This window comes from Pseudomonas karstica, from assembly GCF_009707515.1.
GTDB classification, from domain to species: domain Bacteria; phylum Pseudomonadota; class Gammaproteobacteria; order Pseudomonadales; family Pseudomonadaceae; genus Aquipseudomonas; species Aquipseudomonas karstica.
In genome coordinates, this window is sequence record NZ_WLYI01000004.1 from 33,503 (window position 1) to 49,277 (window position 15,775).

At 58.4% G+C, this 15,775-nt stretch carries 15 protein-coding genes; 9 read left to right on the forward strand and 6 right to left on the reverse strand.

Annotation, left to right across the window (positions count from 1 at the left end):
• Positions 1–32: 32 nt before the first annotated feature.
• Positions 33–1,535 carry an exopolyphosphatase gene (gene ppx, locus GIR22_RS04130; protein WP_154742088.1) on the reverse strand — a complete coding sequence of 501 codons (1,503 nt, stop codon included), beginning with the start codon at positions 1,533–1,535 and terminating at the stop codon, positions 33–35.
• A gap of 480 nt (positions 1,536–2,015) precedes the next feature.
• On the opposite strand from ppx, the gene GIR22_RS04135 reads away from it, so the two are divergent.
• The 4 genes from GIR22_RS04135 to GIR22_RS04150 all read left to right on the forward strand — a co-directional run bounded on the left by GIR22_RS04135 (position 2,016) and on the right by GIR22_RS04150 (position 6,561).
• Complete coding sequence (locus tag GIR22_RS04135) at positions 2,016–2,663, forward strand: DUF1120 domain-containing protein (RefSeq protein WP_154742089.1); 648 nt, start codon at positions 2,016–2,018, stop codon at positions 2,661–2,663.
• A 134-nt stretch (positions 2,664–2,797) separates the two neighbouring features.
• Entirely contained in the window at positions 2,798–3,490 is a 693-nt protein-coding gene (locus GIR22_RS04140; RefSeq protein WP_154742090.1) for a fimbria/pilus chaperone family protein, read from the forward strand.
• Between the two features lie 76 nt (positions 3,491–3,566).
• On the forward strand, positions 3,567–6,005 hold the full coding sequence (locus tag GIR22_RS04145) for a fimbria/pilus outer membrane usher protein (RefSeq protein WP_154742265.1): 2,439 nt from the start codon (positions 3,567–3,569) through the stop codon (positions 6,003–6,005).
• Complete coding sequence (locus tag GIR22_RS04150) at positions 5,995–6,561, forward strand: DUF1120 domain-containing protein (protein ID WP_154742091.1); 567 nt, start codon at positions 5,995–5,997, stop codon at positions 6,559–6,561. Before GIR22_RS04145 ends, GIR22_RS04150 begins: the two co-directional genes overlap by 11 nt.
• On the opposite strand, the gene GIR22_RS04155 is transcribed toward GIR22_RS04150, so the two are convergent.
• The 4 genes from GIR22_RS04155 to GIR22_RS04170 are packed head-to-tail and all read right to left on the reverse strand — an operon-like array spanning position 6,533 to position 9,382.
• Complete coding sequence (locus GIR22_RS04155) at positions 6,533–7,270, reverse strand: amino acid ABC transporter ATP-binding protein (protein WP_154742092.1); 738 nt, start codon at positions 7,268–7,270, stop codon at positions 6,533–6,535. The two genes, GIR22_RS04150 and GIR22_RS04155, sit on opposite strands and share 29 nt — an antisense overlap.
• Entirely contained in the window at positions 7,257–7,907 is a 651-nt protein-coding gene (locus GIR22_RS04160) for an amino acid ABC transporter permease (protein ID WP_154742093.1), read from the reverse strand. The genes GIR22_RS04155 and GIR22_RS04160 overlap by 14 nt, the downstream gene beginning before the upstream one ends.
• Positions 7,904–8,572, reverse strand: a complete 669-nt coding sequence (locus GIR22_RS04165; protein WP_154742094.1) for an amino acid ABC transporter permease — start codon at positions 8,570–8,572, stop codon at positions 7,904–7,906. Before GIR22_RS04165 ends, GIR22_RS04160 begins: the two co-directional genes overlap by 4 nt.
• Positions 8,573–8,593: 21 nt before the next feature.
• Positions 8,594–9,382, reverse strand: a complete 789-nt coding sequence (locus GIR22_RS04170) for a transporter substrate-binding domain-containing protein (protein WP_154742095.1) — start codon at positions 9,380–9,382, stop codon at positions 8,594–8,596.
• Positions 9,383–9,637: 255 nt separating this feature from the next.
• On the opposite strand from GIR22_RS04170, the gene GIR22_RS04175 reads away from it, so the two are divergent.
• The 5 genes from GIR22_RS04175 to GIR22_RS04195 all read left to right on the forward strand — a co-directional run bounded on the left by GIR22_RS04175 (position 9,638) and on the right by GIR22_RS04195 (position 15,008).
• Positions 9,638–10,339 (forward strand): FadR/GntR family transcriptional regulator, encoded by a 702-nt coding sequence (locus tag GIR22_RS04175; RefSeq protein WP_154742096.1) that lies wholly within the window; start codon positions 9,638–9,640, stop codon positions 10,337–10,339.
• Between the two features lie 121 nt (positions 10,340–10,460).
• Positions 10,461–10,790, forward strand: coding sequence for a thioredoxin TrxA (trxA, locus tag GIR22_RS04180; RefSeq protein WP_065831897.1), 330 nt, complete (start codon positions 10,461–10,463; stop codon positions 10,788–10,790).
• Positions 10,791–11,024: 234 nt separating this feature from the next.
• A complete protein-coding gene (rho, locus tag GIR22_RS04185) occupies positions 11,025–12,284 on the forward strand; it encodes a transcription termination factor Rho (protein WP_017845130.1) in 1,260 nt (419 codons plus the stop codon).
• Between the two features lie 289 nt (positions 12,285–12,573).
• Entirely contained in the window at positions 12,574–14,040 is a 1,467-nt protein-coding gene (gene ubiD / locus GIR22_RS04190) for a 4-hydroxy-3-polyprenylbenzoate decarboxylase (RefSeq protein WP_154742097.1), read from the forward strand.
• The gene (locus GIR22_RS04195) at positions 14,040–15,008 is read left to right on the forward strand and encodes a CDP-6-deoxy-delta-3,4-glucoseen reductase (protein WP_154742098.1); all 969 of its coding nucleotides are present in this window, start codon (positions 14,040–14,042) and stop codon (positions 15,006–15,008) included. The genes ubiD and GIR22_RS04195 overlap by 1 nt, the downstream gene beginning before the upstream one ends.
• A gap of 43 nt (positions 15,009–15,051) precedes the next feature.
• On the opposite strand, the gene GIR22_RS04200 is transcribed toward GIR22_RS04195, so the two are convergent.
• Positions 15,052–15,528, reverse strand: a complete 477-nt coding sequence (locus GIR22_RS04200; protein ID WP_154742099.1) for a sn-glycerol-3-phosphate transporter — start codon at positions 15,526–15,528, stop codon at positions 15,052–15,054.
• Positions 15,529–15,775 lie beyond the last annotated feature (247 nt).

The window sequence follows — 15,775 nt, forward strand, 5'->3', positions numbered from 1 at the left end:
CTTTGCGCGGGAACGATCGACAGTAGGCCGTATCAGCGCAAATTCAGGCTGAACCCCACCCGTGTCAGCCACTCGGCTTCTTGAGCGAAATCCGCCTGGGTCAGTTGGTTCTCATCCAGCCAGTTCTTCGGGAACACCACATCCAGACTGTCGCCATGGGCGCGTAAGGTCACCTGGGGCATTTCCTGGGTACCGCGAATGTGGTGGAACAGAATAGCGAAGCGCAGCAGCACGCACAGACGGATCAGCTTGATGCCTTCGTCGCCGAACTCGGCGAATTTGTCCCTGGGGATATTGCGGCGGTGGCCGCGCACCAGCAGCGCAAGCATTTGCTGGTCCTCCCTGGAGAAACCGGCCAGGTCCGAGTGTTCGATCAAGTAGGCGCCGTGTTTGTGGTAATGGTAGTGGGCGATGTCCAGGCCCACCTCATGAACCTTGGCCGCCCAGCCTAGCAGTTCACGCCAGACACCGTTTTCCAGGTCCCAGTCCTCGGCTACCTGGTCGAAGGCGTGCAGCGCCTTGCGCTCGACCCGCGCCGCTTGTTCCAGGTCGACGTGGTAGCGCTCCATCAATGAGCTGAGAGTGCGCTCACGGACGTCTTCGTGGTGATGACGACCCAGCAGGTCATACAGCACGCCTTCGCGCAGTGCGCCGTCGCAGTGGTCCATGCGTTGCAGTTCGAGGGCATCGAAGATCGCTTCGAGGATCGCCAGGCCGGCGGGGAAGATCGCACGCCGGTCCGGCTTGATGCCGTCGAAATCGATTTTCTCGGCGTCACCCAATTTGAACAGCTTGCGCTTGAGCCAGGCCAGCCCTTCGGCATTCACTTCGCCCGTGCCGTGGCCACCGGCCTTGAGCGCCAGGCCAATGGCGCGGATGGTGCCGGACGAGCCGATAGCCTCATCCCACGTCAGGCGGTGCAGGGCGTGCTCGATACTCATGATTTCCAGCCGCGCAGCCGTATAAGCCTGGGCATAGCGGGCCGGGGTGATCTTGCCGTCCTTGAAATAGCGCTGGGTGTAGCTGACGCAGCCCATCTGCAGGCTTTCGCGCAGCAGCGGTTCGAAGCGCTGGCCAATGATGAACTCGGTACTGCCGCCGCCGATGTCCGCCACCAGGCGTTTGCCTGGGGTGGTGGCCAGGGTGTGGGATACGCCGAGGTAGATCAGGCGCGCTTCTTCACGACCGGAGATGACTTCCACCGGGTGTCCGAGGATTACTTCGGCACGGCGGATGAATTCGCCACGGTTACGGGCTTCGCGCAGTGCGTTAGTGCCGACAATGCGCACGGCACCTTGAGGCATGCCATTGATCAACTGGGCAAAGCGCTTCAGGCAATCAAGCCCGCGCTGCATGGACTCTTCATTGAGTTGGCGCTCATCGTTGATCCCGGCAGCCAACTGCACTTTTTCGCCGAGCCGTTCGAGAATGCGGATCTCGCCGTTCTGGGCCTTGGCCACGACCATGTGAAAGCTGTTGGAGCCCAGGTCGATGGCGGCGATCAAGGACAGATTCTTGGCTTGGGATTGCGACATGGTTAGGGGGTCTCGGTCGATAACCTCGCCATCGTGCCACGATCAACGGCTGACGCCAACGCGTAGTGTTCGGGGAATTTACCTACTGGTGTCCGGGAACAAGTTTTGTGGGAAATATAGGGCTGTTCTCTGTGCACTTTGCGATTAACTCCAAGAGTGCATGAGAAATAGTGAGAGATTTATATGCAAATTGCTTTTTTGAATGCTCCTACATAATAGAGTCACTTGTTTTGATCAGTTTGTTATTTAAGACTACCTGTCAGTCGAGGAAAGGCGACATTAGAGTTTTACTACTCTGACAGTAGTTCAGGCGCTGTCCTATGTTTTCTGGGTGTCTTAACGAGAGAGACTGTCACCCGGCAATGTTGCCTTGGTGCTATTTGTTTATGGCTTTTATGTCAAGGATGAATGTTTGTAGGGCTGTTGGAATTGCCCGGGCGATAATCAATACACCTGATAATTTTTAGTGACAGGTTGAACATGACGAAAATATTTGGTTTGGCTATGGGCGTTGTTTGTCTGGCGGTAACTCTGAGTGCCCAAGCAACAACCAGTGCACAGTTAGTCGTCCGGGGCACGATCACACCTGCTGCCTGTAACCTCAGCCTGGTTGGGAGTGGCATCATCGACTATGGCACGATTCGCGCGGGTGAGCTGTCCCAGACGGCTTTCAATCCGCGGGAGGAGAGAACCACTTCACTGGCCGTCAATTGTGGCACCACGCCGGCCAAGTTCGGGTTGACCTTTACCGACCTGCAATCGGGTAGCAAGGTGCCAGGAGTCCTGGGTGCAGGTTTCAGCGAAGCGCAGAACTTCGGGTTGGGCGCCGTGGGTACCAGGCGCACCGGCGGCTATTCGGTCACGCTTAAAGACCTACGGTCGTCCGGCGTAACGCTGTATCCAATCATGCGCACCAGCACCGGCGCCTGGCAGGGCAGCGATGGCAAAGTCGCCCAATCACCTCGCCAGTATTCGTGGCGTAATACTGCAACCATTACCCCAGCGTCGATCTCTCAATTGACGGGCGTTATTGCGGTGAAGGCCGTGATCAACAAGTCCCGGGATCTGGATCTCAGTCGTGACATTTCCCTAGATGGGCGTGCCACGCTCGTATTGAGTTACATCTAAAGGATTGAAAAGCAGTCGATATTGAAATGGAGCGGAGTTAACCCGTATTTGTTTCCTGTCGACTGCTTTTCTGTATGGGCGCTTGACTATTAGCGGTATGGGGGAATTGGGTGAGTGGTCTTTCTGGAATAAAGATGGGGCTGTTGTGGGGAGCAAGTTTGTGTCTGTGTTTTTCCAATATTGCAGTGGCAGACGGCATGCAGCCGGAAACCACTGTAGTTATTCTTTATGAAGAAGATGGGGAAGCAACAATCAACATCAAGAATACCGATGCGAAGCCGGCCCTTCTTCATTCGGTGGTTGAAAACGTACCTGAGGACTTGGAGCCGTTGTTGATTGTCACGCCACCTATCGCCCGTGTAGAAGCGGGTGAGACCCAACTGGTTCGTTTCATCAGTACCTTGAAAGCACCGCTCAAGACCCAACGGTTGAAGCGCGTGTCTTTTGAAGGTATTCCCCAGGCGCGCGCCGCAGGCGGTACGACCATCGGTATCACTCTTCGGCAGAATCTGCCGCTGATCCTGCATCCGCAGGGTTTGCCTCGGCACCACACACCTTGGGAACTACTCAAATGGAGGCGGGTTGGAGGGCACCTTACGGTTCATAACGACAGTGCTTATGTGGTTCGCCTGGCGCTGGATGTGCAACTGCTTCCACATATGCGCCTGGCCACGTTGCCACGTACCTACATTTTGCCGGGTGAAGCCCTGGCTGCGGCGGTCGACGGCCCCCTGGACGGCGTGATTTCGGTAGTGATTCAGCCGGCCACGGTCTATGGGTTTTCGGTTGAGGACTACCAAGCCCCGATCATTGTCGATGGGGCTTGATCGGTTCATGACAAAAACGAAGAACCTGTCGGATGTCAGCGCCTGTGTTGTTGTGCCCTGTCGACCCACGCTTCTCATGGGGCTGGCGGTGCTCTGGGGGTTGCCTGGCCTGGCGTCTGCCATGGCGTTGGGGGAAGGCTTTGACCTGGCTGCACTGACTGCCTACGGTATTGATACGAAGATCTCTGACTACTTGCGCCGTGCGCCGCGTTTTCGCGAAGGTGTCCAGGTGGTGGGGTTACGGGTCAACGGGAACCCGGTCGGGCTGGTGGATGCACGGTTCGACCAGCAGGGCCAGTTGTGTTTCACCCCGGGGTTGCTGGAAAAGGCCGGCCTGGTGAAGCCCTCCGGGATTATTCGTGAAGGCATCACACCTGACCAGGCCTGTCATGACTTTCTCGGCACATTCGCGGCGACAGTGCTGCGGTTGCATCCCGGTAGAGATGAAGTTTCGCTGGTGGTGCCGACGCAGTCATTGCGTGAGCCCCAATGGGAGGCGGGAGACTCTTCCCAGGGTGGAGCCGCGGCCTTGTTCAATTATGACGTTCTGGGTTTCGATACCCGCTCCCGGGGTGGCCCCAGCCGATTTGCATCTGCCTACACCGAGGCCGGCTTCAACCTTGGTGACTGGATTGTTCGCAGTCGCCAGTTCTATGTATCCGACAATGGCGAGTCCCGTACCGAGCATCTGCATGCCTATGCTCAGCGGGATATCGCCGCCTTGCAATCGACTTTCCAGGTGGGCCAGCTATCCAGCAATAACCCGCTGTTTGGCGGCATCCAGTTGTCCGGTTTCCAATTGTCGCCCGATGGCCAGTCGCGAACGCTGGCGGGCAGCAACGATGTGGTGGTTGAAGGCCTGGCCCAGAGCCAGTCGCGTATAGAGGTGCGCCAGTCGGGGGTGATGATTCATAGCACCCTGGTACCTGAAGGCCCTTTCCGGCTGACGGGGTTGTCGTTGTTTAACGGCACCAGCGATCTTGAAGTCAGCGTGATTGATAGGTGGGGCGCCAAGCGCAGCTTTGTCGTGCCGGCGGCGTCTTTTGGCGGCGTTGCGCCAGTGACGCCTGGTTATTACTTCTCCATGGGCAAGGTACGCGAGACTTCAATCGATGGTGCGCAGTCTCCAGTGGTGGCCATGGGCAGCGGAACCTGGGGGGTGGGGCGTGAGGCGTCGATGGGCTTCGGTTTGTTAAGTACCGATGACTATCACGCGGCAGGCGGCAACCTGAGCAGTGTGTTTTTCCAGCGGGTTGCCGTGGGCGCACGTCACACCCTGTCCCGTGACGACCGCCATGGGGTGTCCGGATCGCGCAGTACACTCTCCCTGAGCAGCCCGTTGCACGCCAACAGTGACCTGAGCCTTAGCGCAACTTCCCAGACTCGCGGCTATCGCGAAGTACTTGACGCGGGACAGTCATCGAGGGTGGACGACCTGGATTCGCATTTCAAAAACCAGTACACGGCAGGCTTCAGCTGGGTGGATCCCGCGCTGGGCGGCTTCTCCCTAGGTTATACCCGCAGTTCACAATTTGACGGGCGATCGGTTGAGCACGTCTTTGCCTCGTGGACCAAGTCGTTCGGCGCCACCACCGTGGCATTGGTCGCCGACTCACAAGTGGGTGGTGCGCGGCCGGTCCATGACACGGCTCTCGCCGGAAGAAGGCGTGATATGTCGCAGGACAATGGTGTGTCCGTGCGCCTGCAGCTCAGTGTTCCCCTGGGAGGGGGCCGTCGCGTGACCACCTATGCCAGTCGCCGGGGCGACAAGCTCAATACCGGCGCGGGGCTCAGTGAATGGGTCAACGACTATGTGAATTATGAGGTAGGCGTCGAACGGGATCTCAGGGGCCGGGAGCAATCGGTTCGGGGCCAGGTAAATGTGATGCCGCGGTATACCCGAGTCGGGCTGGGCATCAGTCGTGATCCATTGAGCACCAGCTACTCAGGGCAATTGCAAGGCGGTGTCGTGGCCCATGAGCATGGCCTGACGTTCTCACCCTATACCGTCCAGGACACCTTCGGCATCGTCTCGGTGGGCGATATCGGGTCCGCCAAGGTCGATACCCCGCAAGGTCCGGTCTGGACCGACTTTCGTGGGCAAGCGGTGATTGCCGGCTTGCCGGCTTATACCCCTAGCCGTATCGAAGTACAGACCCGATCCCTGCCCAAGCGCATCGACTTGAAAAACGGGACAAAAGTGCTCAGCGCAGGTCGGGGGTCCTTCAATACTGTGGATTTCGATGTTGTCAAAGTTCGCCGCGTATTGCTCCAGGCGCACGATCAGCAAGGTCGTCCCTTGCCGCAGGGGGCTTCGGTATTCGGCAAGGACAACGGCTTTCTGACCAGCGTGGCAGGCGAGGGCATGATCTTTCTGAGCAACGTCAACGAGCTGCAAAGCTTGCAGGTTTCACTGCCGGACTCTTCCACCTGCCTGCTGCACCTCAATTCCGAGGTCGAGCCTGACGATGACAAACTCTATGAAACCACTTCGGCGGTGTGTCATGTCCGGTAAGCCTGAAAACCTGCACTTGGGGCTTTTGACCTGGCTGTTGCTCTTCGTGGCGCTGATGGCCCATGACGCGCGCGCCGAGAATTGTCTGCTGTCGGTGAGCCAACCCCATATCGACTATGGGGTTATCCGTAGCGTCAGGCCTGTCGAAAGAACATCAATATTCCTGGGCACGCGTACTCTGCACCTGAACGTCATCTGCAAAGCCCCCTCGCCAATGGCATTGCGCTTTACCGGTGCGTCGGCGGGCGGCCAGGGCTTTCGATTCGGGCCTCAGGGGCGCTTTTTCCTGAGCCTCAAACACGCCCGGATGGATGGGCGTGCCGTCGAGTGGACGGTTGCACATGTGCCAGGCAAGTCCGGCAGCGGGCGGCTGTCGCCTGGCCAGGCGCTGCAGGCCCGTGCGGCAGGGATACCGCTGGTGGGGCGTCGGTTGACGGTCCAGGTGGATATCGACACCGAACTGCCCGCTGCAGCCCTGGCGGTGCGCAACGAGACACTGCTGGAGGGGCTGGGTCGTTTCGAACTGGTCAGTCCGGTTGTTGCACCGAACCAATGAAATTGGCGAACTCGGGGGTTTTGGGATTGGCAAACAGCACCTTGGGATCACCGACTTCATGTACCTTGCCTTGGTGCATGAACACCAACTTGTCGCCGACCTCCCGGGCAAAGCGCATCTCGTGAGTGACCATGATCAGGGTCATGCCCTCCTTGGCCAGTTTGCGGACCACGCTGAGCACTTCATTGACCAATTCCGGGTCCAGGGCCGAGGTGATTTCATCGCACAGCAAAACCTTGGGTGACATCGCCAATGCACGGGCGATAGCCACCCGTTGCTGCTGGCCGCCGGATAAACGATCGGGGAAGGCGTCGAACTTCTCGGCAAGCCCCACGCGTTCCAACATCTGCCGCGCCAGTTGTGCCGCTTTGGCCTTCGGCACTTTCTGCACGATTTGCGGCGCAAGCATGACGTTTTCACCCACCGTCAGGTGCGGGAACAGGTTGAACTGTTGAAACACCATCCCGACTTTCTGCCGCAGGTTGCGCAGGTCGGCGCGGGCGGCGTCGAGGTATTCTCCATCGACCTCGATTACCCCATCATTGATCGACTCCAGGCCATTGAGGGTGCGCAGCAAGGTAGATTTGCCCGAGCCGCTGCGGCCGACAATCGCCACCACCTGGCCTTCTTCGACGCTCAGGTCGATGCCCTTGAGTACATGGTGATCGCCGTAATACTTATGCAAGGCGGAAATTCTAAGCAGAGGCATGCAGTCTCCTTTCCAGAAAGCGCGCACTGAGGGACAAGGGGTAGCAGAGCAGGAAGTAACCGAGCGCCACCAGGCCATAGACCATGAACGGTTCGAAGGTGGCGTTGGCGAGCATGCCGCCGGTTTTAGTCAGCTCGGTGAAGCCGATGATCGAGGTCACGGCGGTGCCCTTGACCACCTGCACCGAGAAACCCACGGTGGGCGCTACAGCAATGCGCAAGGCTTGGGGCAGGATCACGTGGCGCAGTTGTTCGTAAGGGGTCAGTGCCAGGCTCGCCGAGGCTTCCCATTGGCCGTGGGCGATGGAGTCGACGCAGCCACGCCAGATCTCGGCCAGGTAGGCGCTGGTAAACAGGGTCAAGGCCAGCGCGGCCGCCAGCCAGGGCGAAATATCGATCCCCAGCAAGGCGATGCCGAAGAACACCAGGAACAACTGCATCAATAGCGGCGTGCCTTGGAACAGTTCGATATAGGTGCGCGCGACATTGCGCGGTAAAGATCGGGTGCTGATACGCATCGTCATCACCAGCAAGCCGATCAGGCCACCCCCGATAAACGCCACCAGTGACAACAATAAGGTCCACTGCAAACCGGTCAGCAGATTGCGCACGATGTCCCAGAAGGAAAAGTCACTCATGGGCTGTTCCTCATCACATAACGGCGGCCGATCCAATTGAGCAACTGGCGGATCAATAGCGCCATGCACAGATACACCAGAGTGGTCAGGGCATAGGTTTCAAAGGCGCGGAAGTTGCGCGACTGGATGAAGTTGGCGGCAAAACTCAACTCTTCAGTAGCAATCTGTGAGCAGACCGCCGAGCCGAGCATCACGATGATGATCTGGCTGCTCAGCGCCGGCCAGACTTTACCCAGCGCCGGCAGCAGCACCACATGGCGGAACGCTTCGAGGCGCGTCATCGCCAGCGCGGCAGCGGCTTCCAGCTGTCCGCGAGGAATGGCCTGGATTCCGGCGCGGATAATTTCGGTGGAGTAGGCTCCCAGATTGATCACCATTGCCAGCACCGCCGCCTGCCACTCGGAAATCTGCACGCCGAGGGATGGCAAGCCGAAGAAGATGAAGAACAACTGCACCAGAAATGGCGTGTTGCGGATCAACTCGACATATACCCCGAAGATCCAGCACAACGGCTGGATCTTCCAGGCCCGCACGCCTGCGCCAACGATCCCCAGTGCCACACCCAGCGCGGCACCGATAGCGGTCAGTTCCAGGGTGAACAGTGCACCGCGCAGCAACAGGTCGGTATTGGCCAGGACCGGCACAAAGTCGAAGTTATAAGCCATGAGTCAGCTCCGTAGCCGCGATCAGAGATCAGCGGGCAGCGGCTCTTTGAGCCACAGTAATGCGTTCTTTTCCAGGCTGCCGTCGGCTTTGGCGGCGATAAGAATCTGATTGACCTTATCCAGCAATGCCGGCTCGCTCTTGTTTACGCCGACGTAGACGGGAGAGTCCTTGAGCTTCACTTTCAGCGCTGGCACGCGCTTGGGGTTACGCTCGCTGATCGCCACCATCACCACGTTGCCGCTGGCAATCAGGTCTACCTGGCCGGCCAGGTAGGCGGCGATGGTCGAGTTGTTATCTTCAAAACGCTTGATCGTGGCGTCTTTTGGCGCAACGGCGCTCAGCTCGATGTCTTCGATGGCGCCACGGGTCACGCTGATGGTCTTGCCCTTGAGGTCGTCGAGGGTGCTGACAGGTGCGTCCGGCGGGCCGAACACCGCAAGGTAGAACGGAGCGTAGGCGTTGGAGAAGTCAATGACCTTTTCCCGCTCGGCATTCTTGCCCAGGCTGGAAATCACCAGGTCGACCTTGCCAGTGGTCAGGAACGGAATGCGGTTGGTGCTGTTGACTGGGGTCAGCTCGAGCTTGACCTTGAGTTGATCGGCCAGCAGTTTTGCGGTGTCGATGTCCAGGCCGCGAGGTTTCATGTCCGGGCCGACCGAGCCGAATGGAGGGAAGTCCTGGGGCACAGCCACCTTGAGGGTGCCACGGGCGACGATATCGTCCAGGCCATTGGCTTGGGCGGGCGCCTGGCCCAGCAGCATCAGGCTGGCAAGCAGGGCAGTGAGCAAGGTGCTGCAACGCTGGGTCATGGCAACTCTCCGAAACGGGTGAAGGGATCTTTTGATTTCTGCCAGTGCACAGGCCATGCCATTGTCCTGTAAATCACCTGCAAGGCCGGAATTCGTTGAGCTTCGGCGGTCTTACTGGTCTGAACAGTGTTGTCGGCACCTGCACCTTTTTCGAGCGTTGCCAAAACCTCGAGAGCCCCTTTGGGGCGTGGCTTGCCGCCTGCCGCGAATAGCTTTACAACTAGCCGCTCAGTTGACTGGAACCTCGAGTTTTTTATGAACTCCATCGCCCAAGCCGTACCGGAAGCGGCCCTGCAAGCCATCCGCAAACTGATCAAGGAGCAGGGCTTCGGGCCAGGTGATGCGTTGCCTTCCCAGCGCGACCTGGCGCTGCAATTGGGGGTAAGCCGAGCGTCCTTGCGCGAGGCCTTGTCTTCGCTCAGTGCACTGGGGGTGGTCAGTGTTCAGCCTGGCAAGGGTGTGTTCGTACAGGAACGGGCGTCACCGGCCCTTGTCACCACGGCGTGGCCTTTCGCGTCCCAGGCCACGCCCTTGGATATTTTCCAGTTGCGCTACGCCCTGGAAGGCTTCGCGGCGGGGCTGGCGGCGGTGATGCTGGGCACCGATGAGTTGGATTTTCTGGAGGACAATGTCGAGGCCATGCGCCGGGAGCTCAAGGCGGGGGATTTTGAGGCGGCGGCCCGGTTGGACTTCGAGTTTCATCAGCACATCCTGCTGGCCAGCGGCAATCAGGCGATGGTCAGCATTCTCAGCGCCAGCGCCGAGGTGTTTCTGGAGAGTCAGAAGCTACCGTTCATCCGGCCGGAGCGGGCCATGGAGACTTGGCAGGAACACCGCAAGATCCTCCGGGCCCTGGCAAGGCGCACCAGTAGCGCTGCGCAAAAAACCATGCAGGAACATGTGCGTAATGCGGCGTTGCGTACCGGCATTACTTTTGTCACTCCCGCCTCACCTTGAGACGATTCATAACCAAACTGATGGGAGTCCATAGCAAGAGTCAATCAGAGGCGGCTTCCTGAACGAAGGAAGGGCGGCTATGATGGGCAACGTTTTTTTTGCTTACAACCTGGAGACTTCCATGAGCAGCGATCTTATCAAACACGTTAGCGACGCTAGCTTTGAGGCCGAAGTACTGAAGGCCGAAGGCGCTGTATTGGTCGACTACTGGGCTGAATGGTGCGGTCCATGCAAGATGATTGCTCCGGTTCTGGACGAAATCGCCGAGACTTACAAAGGCAAGCTGACCATTGCCAAGCTGAACATCGACGAAAACCAGGAAACCCCGGCCAAGCATGGTGTGCGTGGCATTCCGACGCTGATGTTGTTCAAGAACGGCAACGTCGAAGCCACCAAGGTCGGCGCACTGTCGAAGTCGCAACTGGCTGCATTTCTCGACGCCAACATCTAAGCGTCGTCAAAAAAGCCCCGCCAATCGCGGGGTTTTTTCGTGAATCAGGGCTAGACGCTCTGAAACTCAGGTGGTACATTCGGCCCCGCACTGGTTTCTCCACTGCCCCCTGCAAGCCGTCGCCGACGCATTCCTTTTCGATTAGTACGCGATCCTGTCGCCTTCTCTGCGGCGCGGCCTCATTAAGCCAAAAGCTTAATTTCCCCCCTCCATAAATGATTACGTCATTCCTATATGAATCTGACTGAACTCAAGCAAAAGCCGATTACCGAACTGCTCGAATTGGCCGAACAGATGGGCATAGAAAATATGGCCCGTTCGCGCAAGCAGGACGTGATTTTCTCCCTGCTGAAAAAGCACGCGAAAAGCGGCGAGGAAATTTCCGGTGATGGCGTGCTGGAGATTCTCCAGGACGGCTTCGGCTTTCTCCGCTCTGCAGACGCCTCCTATCTTGCCGGTCCAGACGATATCTACGTCTCGCCGAGCCAGATCCGTCGCTTCAACTTGCGCACCGGTGACACCATCGTTGGCAAGATCCGCCCTCCGAAGGAAGGCGAGCGTTATTTCGCCCTGCTCAAGGTCGATACGATCAACTTCGATCGTCCCGAAAACGCGAAAAACAAGATTCTCTTCGAGAACCTGACGCCGTTGTTCCCGACCGTGCGCATGAAGATGGAAGCCGGTAACGGCTCCACTGAAGACTTGACCGGTCGTGTCATCGACCTGTGCGCCCCGATCGGTAAAGGCCAGCGCGGCCTGATCGTTGCGCCGCCGAAAGCCGGTAAGACCATCATGCTGCAGAACATTGCAGCGAACATCGCTCGTAACAATCCTGAAGTTCATCTGATCGTGCTGCTGATCGATGAACGTCCGGAAGAAGTGACCGAAATGCAGCGCACCGTGCGCGGCGAAGTGGTTGCCTCGACGTTCGATGAGCCGCCAACCCGCCACGTGCAGGTTGCCGAAATGGTCATCGAAAAGGCCAAGCGCCTGGTCGAACACAAGAAAGACGTGGTGATCCTGCTCGACTCCATTACCCGTCTGGCCCGTGCCTACAACACCGTGATCCCGAGCTCCGGCAAGGTATTGACCGGTGGTGTCGATGCCCACGCCCTGGAGAAACCGAAGCGTTTCTTCGGTGCCGCGCGGAACATCGAGGAAGGCGGCTCGCTGACCATCATTGCTACTGCGCTGGTTGAAACCGGCTCGAAGATGGATGAGGTGATCTACGAAGAATTCAAAGGTACCGGTAACATGGAACTGCCTTTGGATCGCCGTATCGCTGAGAAGCGTGTGTTCCCGGCCATCAACATCAACCGTTCCGGCACCCGCCGCGAAGAGTTGCTGACGGCGGACGACGAACTGCAGCGCATGTGGATCCTGCGCAAGCTGCTGCACCCGATGGATGAAGTAGCTGCCATCGAGTTCCTGATCGACAAGCTGAAGACCACCAAGACCAACGACGAGTTTTTCTTGTCGATGAAGCGCAAGTAACGCGACTTCTTGGGTCAGAAAAATGGCACCCCTCGGGGTGCCATTTTTTTTGTATTTGGAAAAACAGGACTGGGCACTGCGCGTGTCAGTCAAGAAACAAAAAAGATGAGTGCGACTGCGCTCGCCTCCATTCGTACCTTAAGACCATAAGATTAATGACCTCCCTTGCTCGAAGAGACATTGACGGCTGCGCGCAATAGCATTGTGTCGCCAGCCGCAGTGCTCAATAAGCTGCCAGCAGCCGTAAGAGCAGGTAGGATGTACGCCTATTTTACGGGTGGCATGGTTAATGAAATTCAAGGATCTTCGGGATTTCGTGCAGCAACTTGAGCAGCGCGGAGAGTTGAAACGTATCCAGGTGCCGATTTCCCCGGTCCTGGAAATGACTGAGATTTGCGACCGCACTTTGCGTAACAAAGGCCCGGCGCTGCTGTTCGAGAACCCGGTGGGCTTTGATATCCCGGTGCTTGGCAACCTGTTCGGAACCCCCGAGCGCGTGGCCTTTGGCATGGGTGCGGAGGCGGTCAGCGAACTGCGGGAAATTGGTAAGCTGCTGGCCTTCCTCAAGGAGCCCGAGCCGCCCAAAGGCCTGAAGGACGCCTGGTCGAAGCTGCCGATCTTCCGCAAGATCATTGCCATGGCCCCCAAGGTGGTCAAGGACGCGGTGTGCCAGGAAGTGGTTATCGAAGGCGATGATGTCGACCTTGGCATGTTGCCGGTGCAGACATGCTGGCCCGGCGATGTCGGACCGCTGATCACTTGGGGCCTGACTGTCACCAAGGGCCCGAACAAGGACCGCCAGAACCTCGGCATCTACCGCCAGCAAGTGATTGGTCGCAACAAGGTCATCATGCGCTGGTTGAGCCACCGTGGCGGCGCCCTGGACTTTCGCGAATGGTGCGAAAAACACCCCGGCAAACCGTTCCCTGTGTCCGTGGCCCTCGGGGCTGACCCGGCGACCATCCTCGGCGCCGTTACCCCGGTGCCCGATAGCCTCTCCGAATACGCCTTCGCCGGCCTGTTGCGTGGCAACCGCACTGAGTTGGTGAAATGCCGCGGCAACGATCTGCAAGTGCCAGCCACCGCCGAAATCATCCTCGAAGGCGTGATTCATCCGGGTGAAATGGCCGATGAAGGGCCCTATGGCGACCATACCGGCTATTACAACGAAGTCGACAGCTTCCCGGTGTTCACCGTCGAGCGCATTACCCACCGGATCAAGCCGATCTACCACAGTACCTACACCGGCCGTCCGCCGGATGAACCGGCGATTCTCGGCGTGGCGCTCAATGAAGTGTTCGTGCCGATCCTGCAGAAACAATTCCCGGAGATCACCGACTTCTACCTGCCGCCCGAAGGCTGCTCGTACCGCATGGCCATTGTGACCATGAAGAAGTCGTATCCTGGCCATGCCAAGCGCGTCATGCTGGGTGTCTGGTCGTTTTTGCGACAGTTCATGTACACCAAGTTCGTTATCGTCACCGACGATGACATCAACGCCCGGGACTGGAACGACGTGATCTGGGCCATCACCACGCGCATGGATCCCAAGCGCGATACGGTAATGATCGACAACACGCCAATCGATTACCTCGACTTCGCCTCGCCGGTATCAGGCCTGGGGTCGAAGATGGGGCTGGACGCCACCCATAAATGGCCGGGTGAAACCACCCGCGAGTGGGGTCGGGTGATCGTCAAGGACGAGGCGGTGAGCGCCCGTATCGATGCGCTCTGGAATGAATTAGGAATAGATTGATGCGTGTAACCCTGCAGCCCTCCGGTGCGGTGCTTGAGCTTGTGCCCGGCGAGCGGATCCTCGAAGGAGCCCGGCGCCTGGGCTATGAATGCCCCCAGGCCTGCCGCAACGGCGTATGCCATGTGTGTGCGGCGTTGCTGGTGGAAGGCCGGGTACAGCAGGCCGGTGAGGTGCGTGACCATGGCGAATTCTATACCTGCATCGCCGAACCGCTGGAGGACTGCATTGTCTTGTGGGACGGCGTGCTGGCGCCGGGGGAGTTGCCGGTGCGCAAGTTGTCCTGCCAACTGACGGAGTGTGTGGAAGTCGGTGGTGATGTGTGGCGCGTGCGCCTGCGTGCGCCGGCCGGTAAGGCCGTGCGATACCACGCTGGCCAGTACCTGATGATCGAGCGGGAGAACGGTGAGAAATCGGCGTTCTCCCTGGCCTCTGCGCCCCACGGCGGGCGTGAGCTGGAGTTGCATGTGCTGGTGCGCGAAGACAGCGCCCGGAGTCTGATCGAATATTTGCAGCGTAGCCAGATGGCCCGTGTCGAACTGCCGTTTGGCGATACTCATCTGGCGCAATTGCCGGATAGACCGCTGGTGTTGATCGCAGCCGGGACCGGCATGGCACAGATGCACAGCCTGATCGAGCACTGTCGAGCGAGCGGCTTCAAACACCCGGTGCATCTGTATTGGGGCGTACGTCGTCCCGAGGACTTCTACCAGCTTGAGCATTGGGAGCAATGGAAGCAGTTGCCTAACCTGTACCTGCACAAGGTGGTGAGCGATTTGTGCGGTTGGGAGGGGCGCTGTGGGATGTTGCATGAGGCGGTGTGCGAAGACATCAGCGATCTCAAATCCGTACACGTCTACGCCAGTGGTTCGCCGGCAATGATCTATGCCACCCTGGATGCGCTGGTCACCGCCGGCATGGATGCGCACCAGATGCGCGCCGATGTGTTTGCCTATGCCCCAAGACCGTGACATCCCTCTAGTAAGAGCGATGGGGGCGCCTGGTTCTGGAGTATCAGAACCGTACGCCCGTGGTTACCATCGCCGCATTGAATCCCAGCAGTACCAACTCCGCGCTCACGGGCCCATAGTGGGCGCCCACTGAAGGAATGATCACCGGTGCCACGCCAAAGCGGTTCAGTGGGATCTTGTCGCGGTATTTGCCGCGATAGCCCTGGATCACCCCACCAGTCAGCTTCAAGTACACCGGATAGTCAGTCATGTCATAACGTTTGCCGGCGTAGGCATAGTACGAGCGCTGGCTGAACGAGTTGCGAAATGTCGCCCCGCCATATACCAGTCCCGAAGCTTCATTGCGCTCCAGGCCAATCAGGTTCTGGTTGTTGTTGTGATCCGAGTCTTGTGAGAAGTGCCGGGTATAGACGCTGGTCTGGGCATACCAGAAGCCTTTTTCATCCGCAATGGGTGCTTCGACGGCCAGGGCGGTGGTGGCCTGCGCTAGAAGCAGCAGGCCTAAAAGTCGATATTTCATGGTGCGACCTCGATAGTCGGTAGGTTGTCGGCTAAGTAGGTCGTGACTGCTGTCTATTTTGAAGGATCAACCGCCACAAAGGCTGAACGGTCGCTGAAGGTACCGAAATTGAACCGCTCAATCCTGATGAGTGGGTCGCTGGTTCTTATGTTTCCTGGTCCTTTATGGGCATTTAATTTTTATCATTAGTGGCAACTTGGCCTATAACTCTTTTTCGCTGTACGGTTACAGCGGTGCGCTCTATTAC

Bases quoted from the DNA above. Each gene is read 5' to 3' on its own strand.
- ppx (WP_154742088.1), bottom strand. From the start codon at position 1,535: ATGTCGCAATCCCAAGCCAAGAATCTGTCCTTGATCGCCGCCATCGAC.
- GIR22_RS04135 (WP_154742089.1), top strand. From the start codon at position 2,016: ATGACGAAAATATTTGGTTTGGCTATGGGCGTTGTTTGTCTGGCGGTA.
- GIR22_RS04140 (WP_154742090.1), top strand. From the start codon at position 2,798: ATGGGGCTGTTGTGGGGAGCAAGTTTGTGTCTGTGTTTTTCCAATATT.
- GIR22_RS04145 (WP_154742265.1), top strand. From the start codon at position 3,567: ATGGGGCTGGCGGTGCTCTGGGGGTTGCCTGGCCTGGCGTCTGCCATG.
- GIR22_RS04150 (WP_154742091.1), top strand. From the start codon at position 5,995: ATGTCCGGTAAGCCTGAAAACCTGCACTTGGGGCTTTTGACCTGGCTG.
- GIR22_RS04155 (WP_154742092.1), bottom strand. From the start codon at position 7,270: ATGCCTCTGCTTAGAATTTCCGCCTTGCATAAGTATTACGGCGATCAC.
- GIR22_RS04160 (WP_154742093.1), bottom strand. From the start codon at position 7,907: ATGAGTGACTTTTCCTTCTGGGACATCGTGCGCAATCTGCTGACCGGT.
- GIR22_RS04165 (WP_154742094.1), bottom strand. From the start codon at position 8,572: ATGGCTTATAACTTCGACTTTGTGCCGGTCCTGGCCAATACCGACCTG.
- GIR22_RS04170 (WP_154742095.1), bottom strand. From the start codon at position 9,382: ATGACCCAGCGTTGCAGCACCTTGCTCACTGCCCTGCTTGCCAGCCTG.
- GIR22_RS04175 (WP_154742096.1), top strand. From the start codon at position 9,638: ATGAACTCCATCGCCCAAGCCGTACCGGAAGCGGCCCTGCAAGCCATC.
- trxA (WP_065831897.1), top strand. From the start codon at position 10,461: ATGAGCAGCGATCTTATCAAACACGTTAGCGACGCTAGCTTTGAGGCC.
- rho (WP_017845130.1), top strand. From the start codon at position 11,025: ATGAATCTGACTGAACTCAAGCAAAAGCCGATTACCGAACTGCTCGAA.
- ubiD (WP_154742097.1), top strand. From the start codon at position 12,574: ATGAAATTCAAGGATCTTCGGGATTTCGTGCAGCAACTTGAGCAGCGC.
- GIR22_RS04195 (WP_154742098.1), top strand. From the start codon at position 14,040: ATGCGTGTAACCCTGCAGCCCTCCGGTGCGGTGCTTGAGCTTGTGCCC.
- GIR22_RS04200 (WP_154742099.1), bottom strand. From the start codon at position 15,528: ATGAAATATCGACTTTTAGGCCTGCTGCTTCTAGCGCAGGCCACCACC.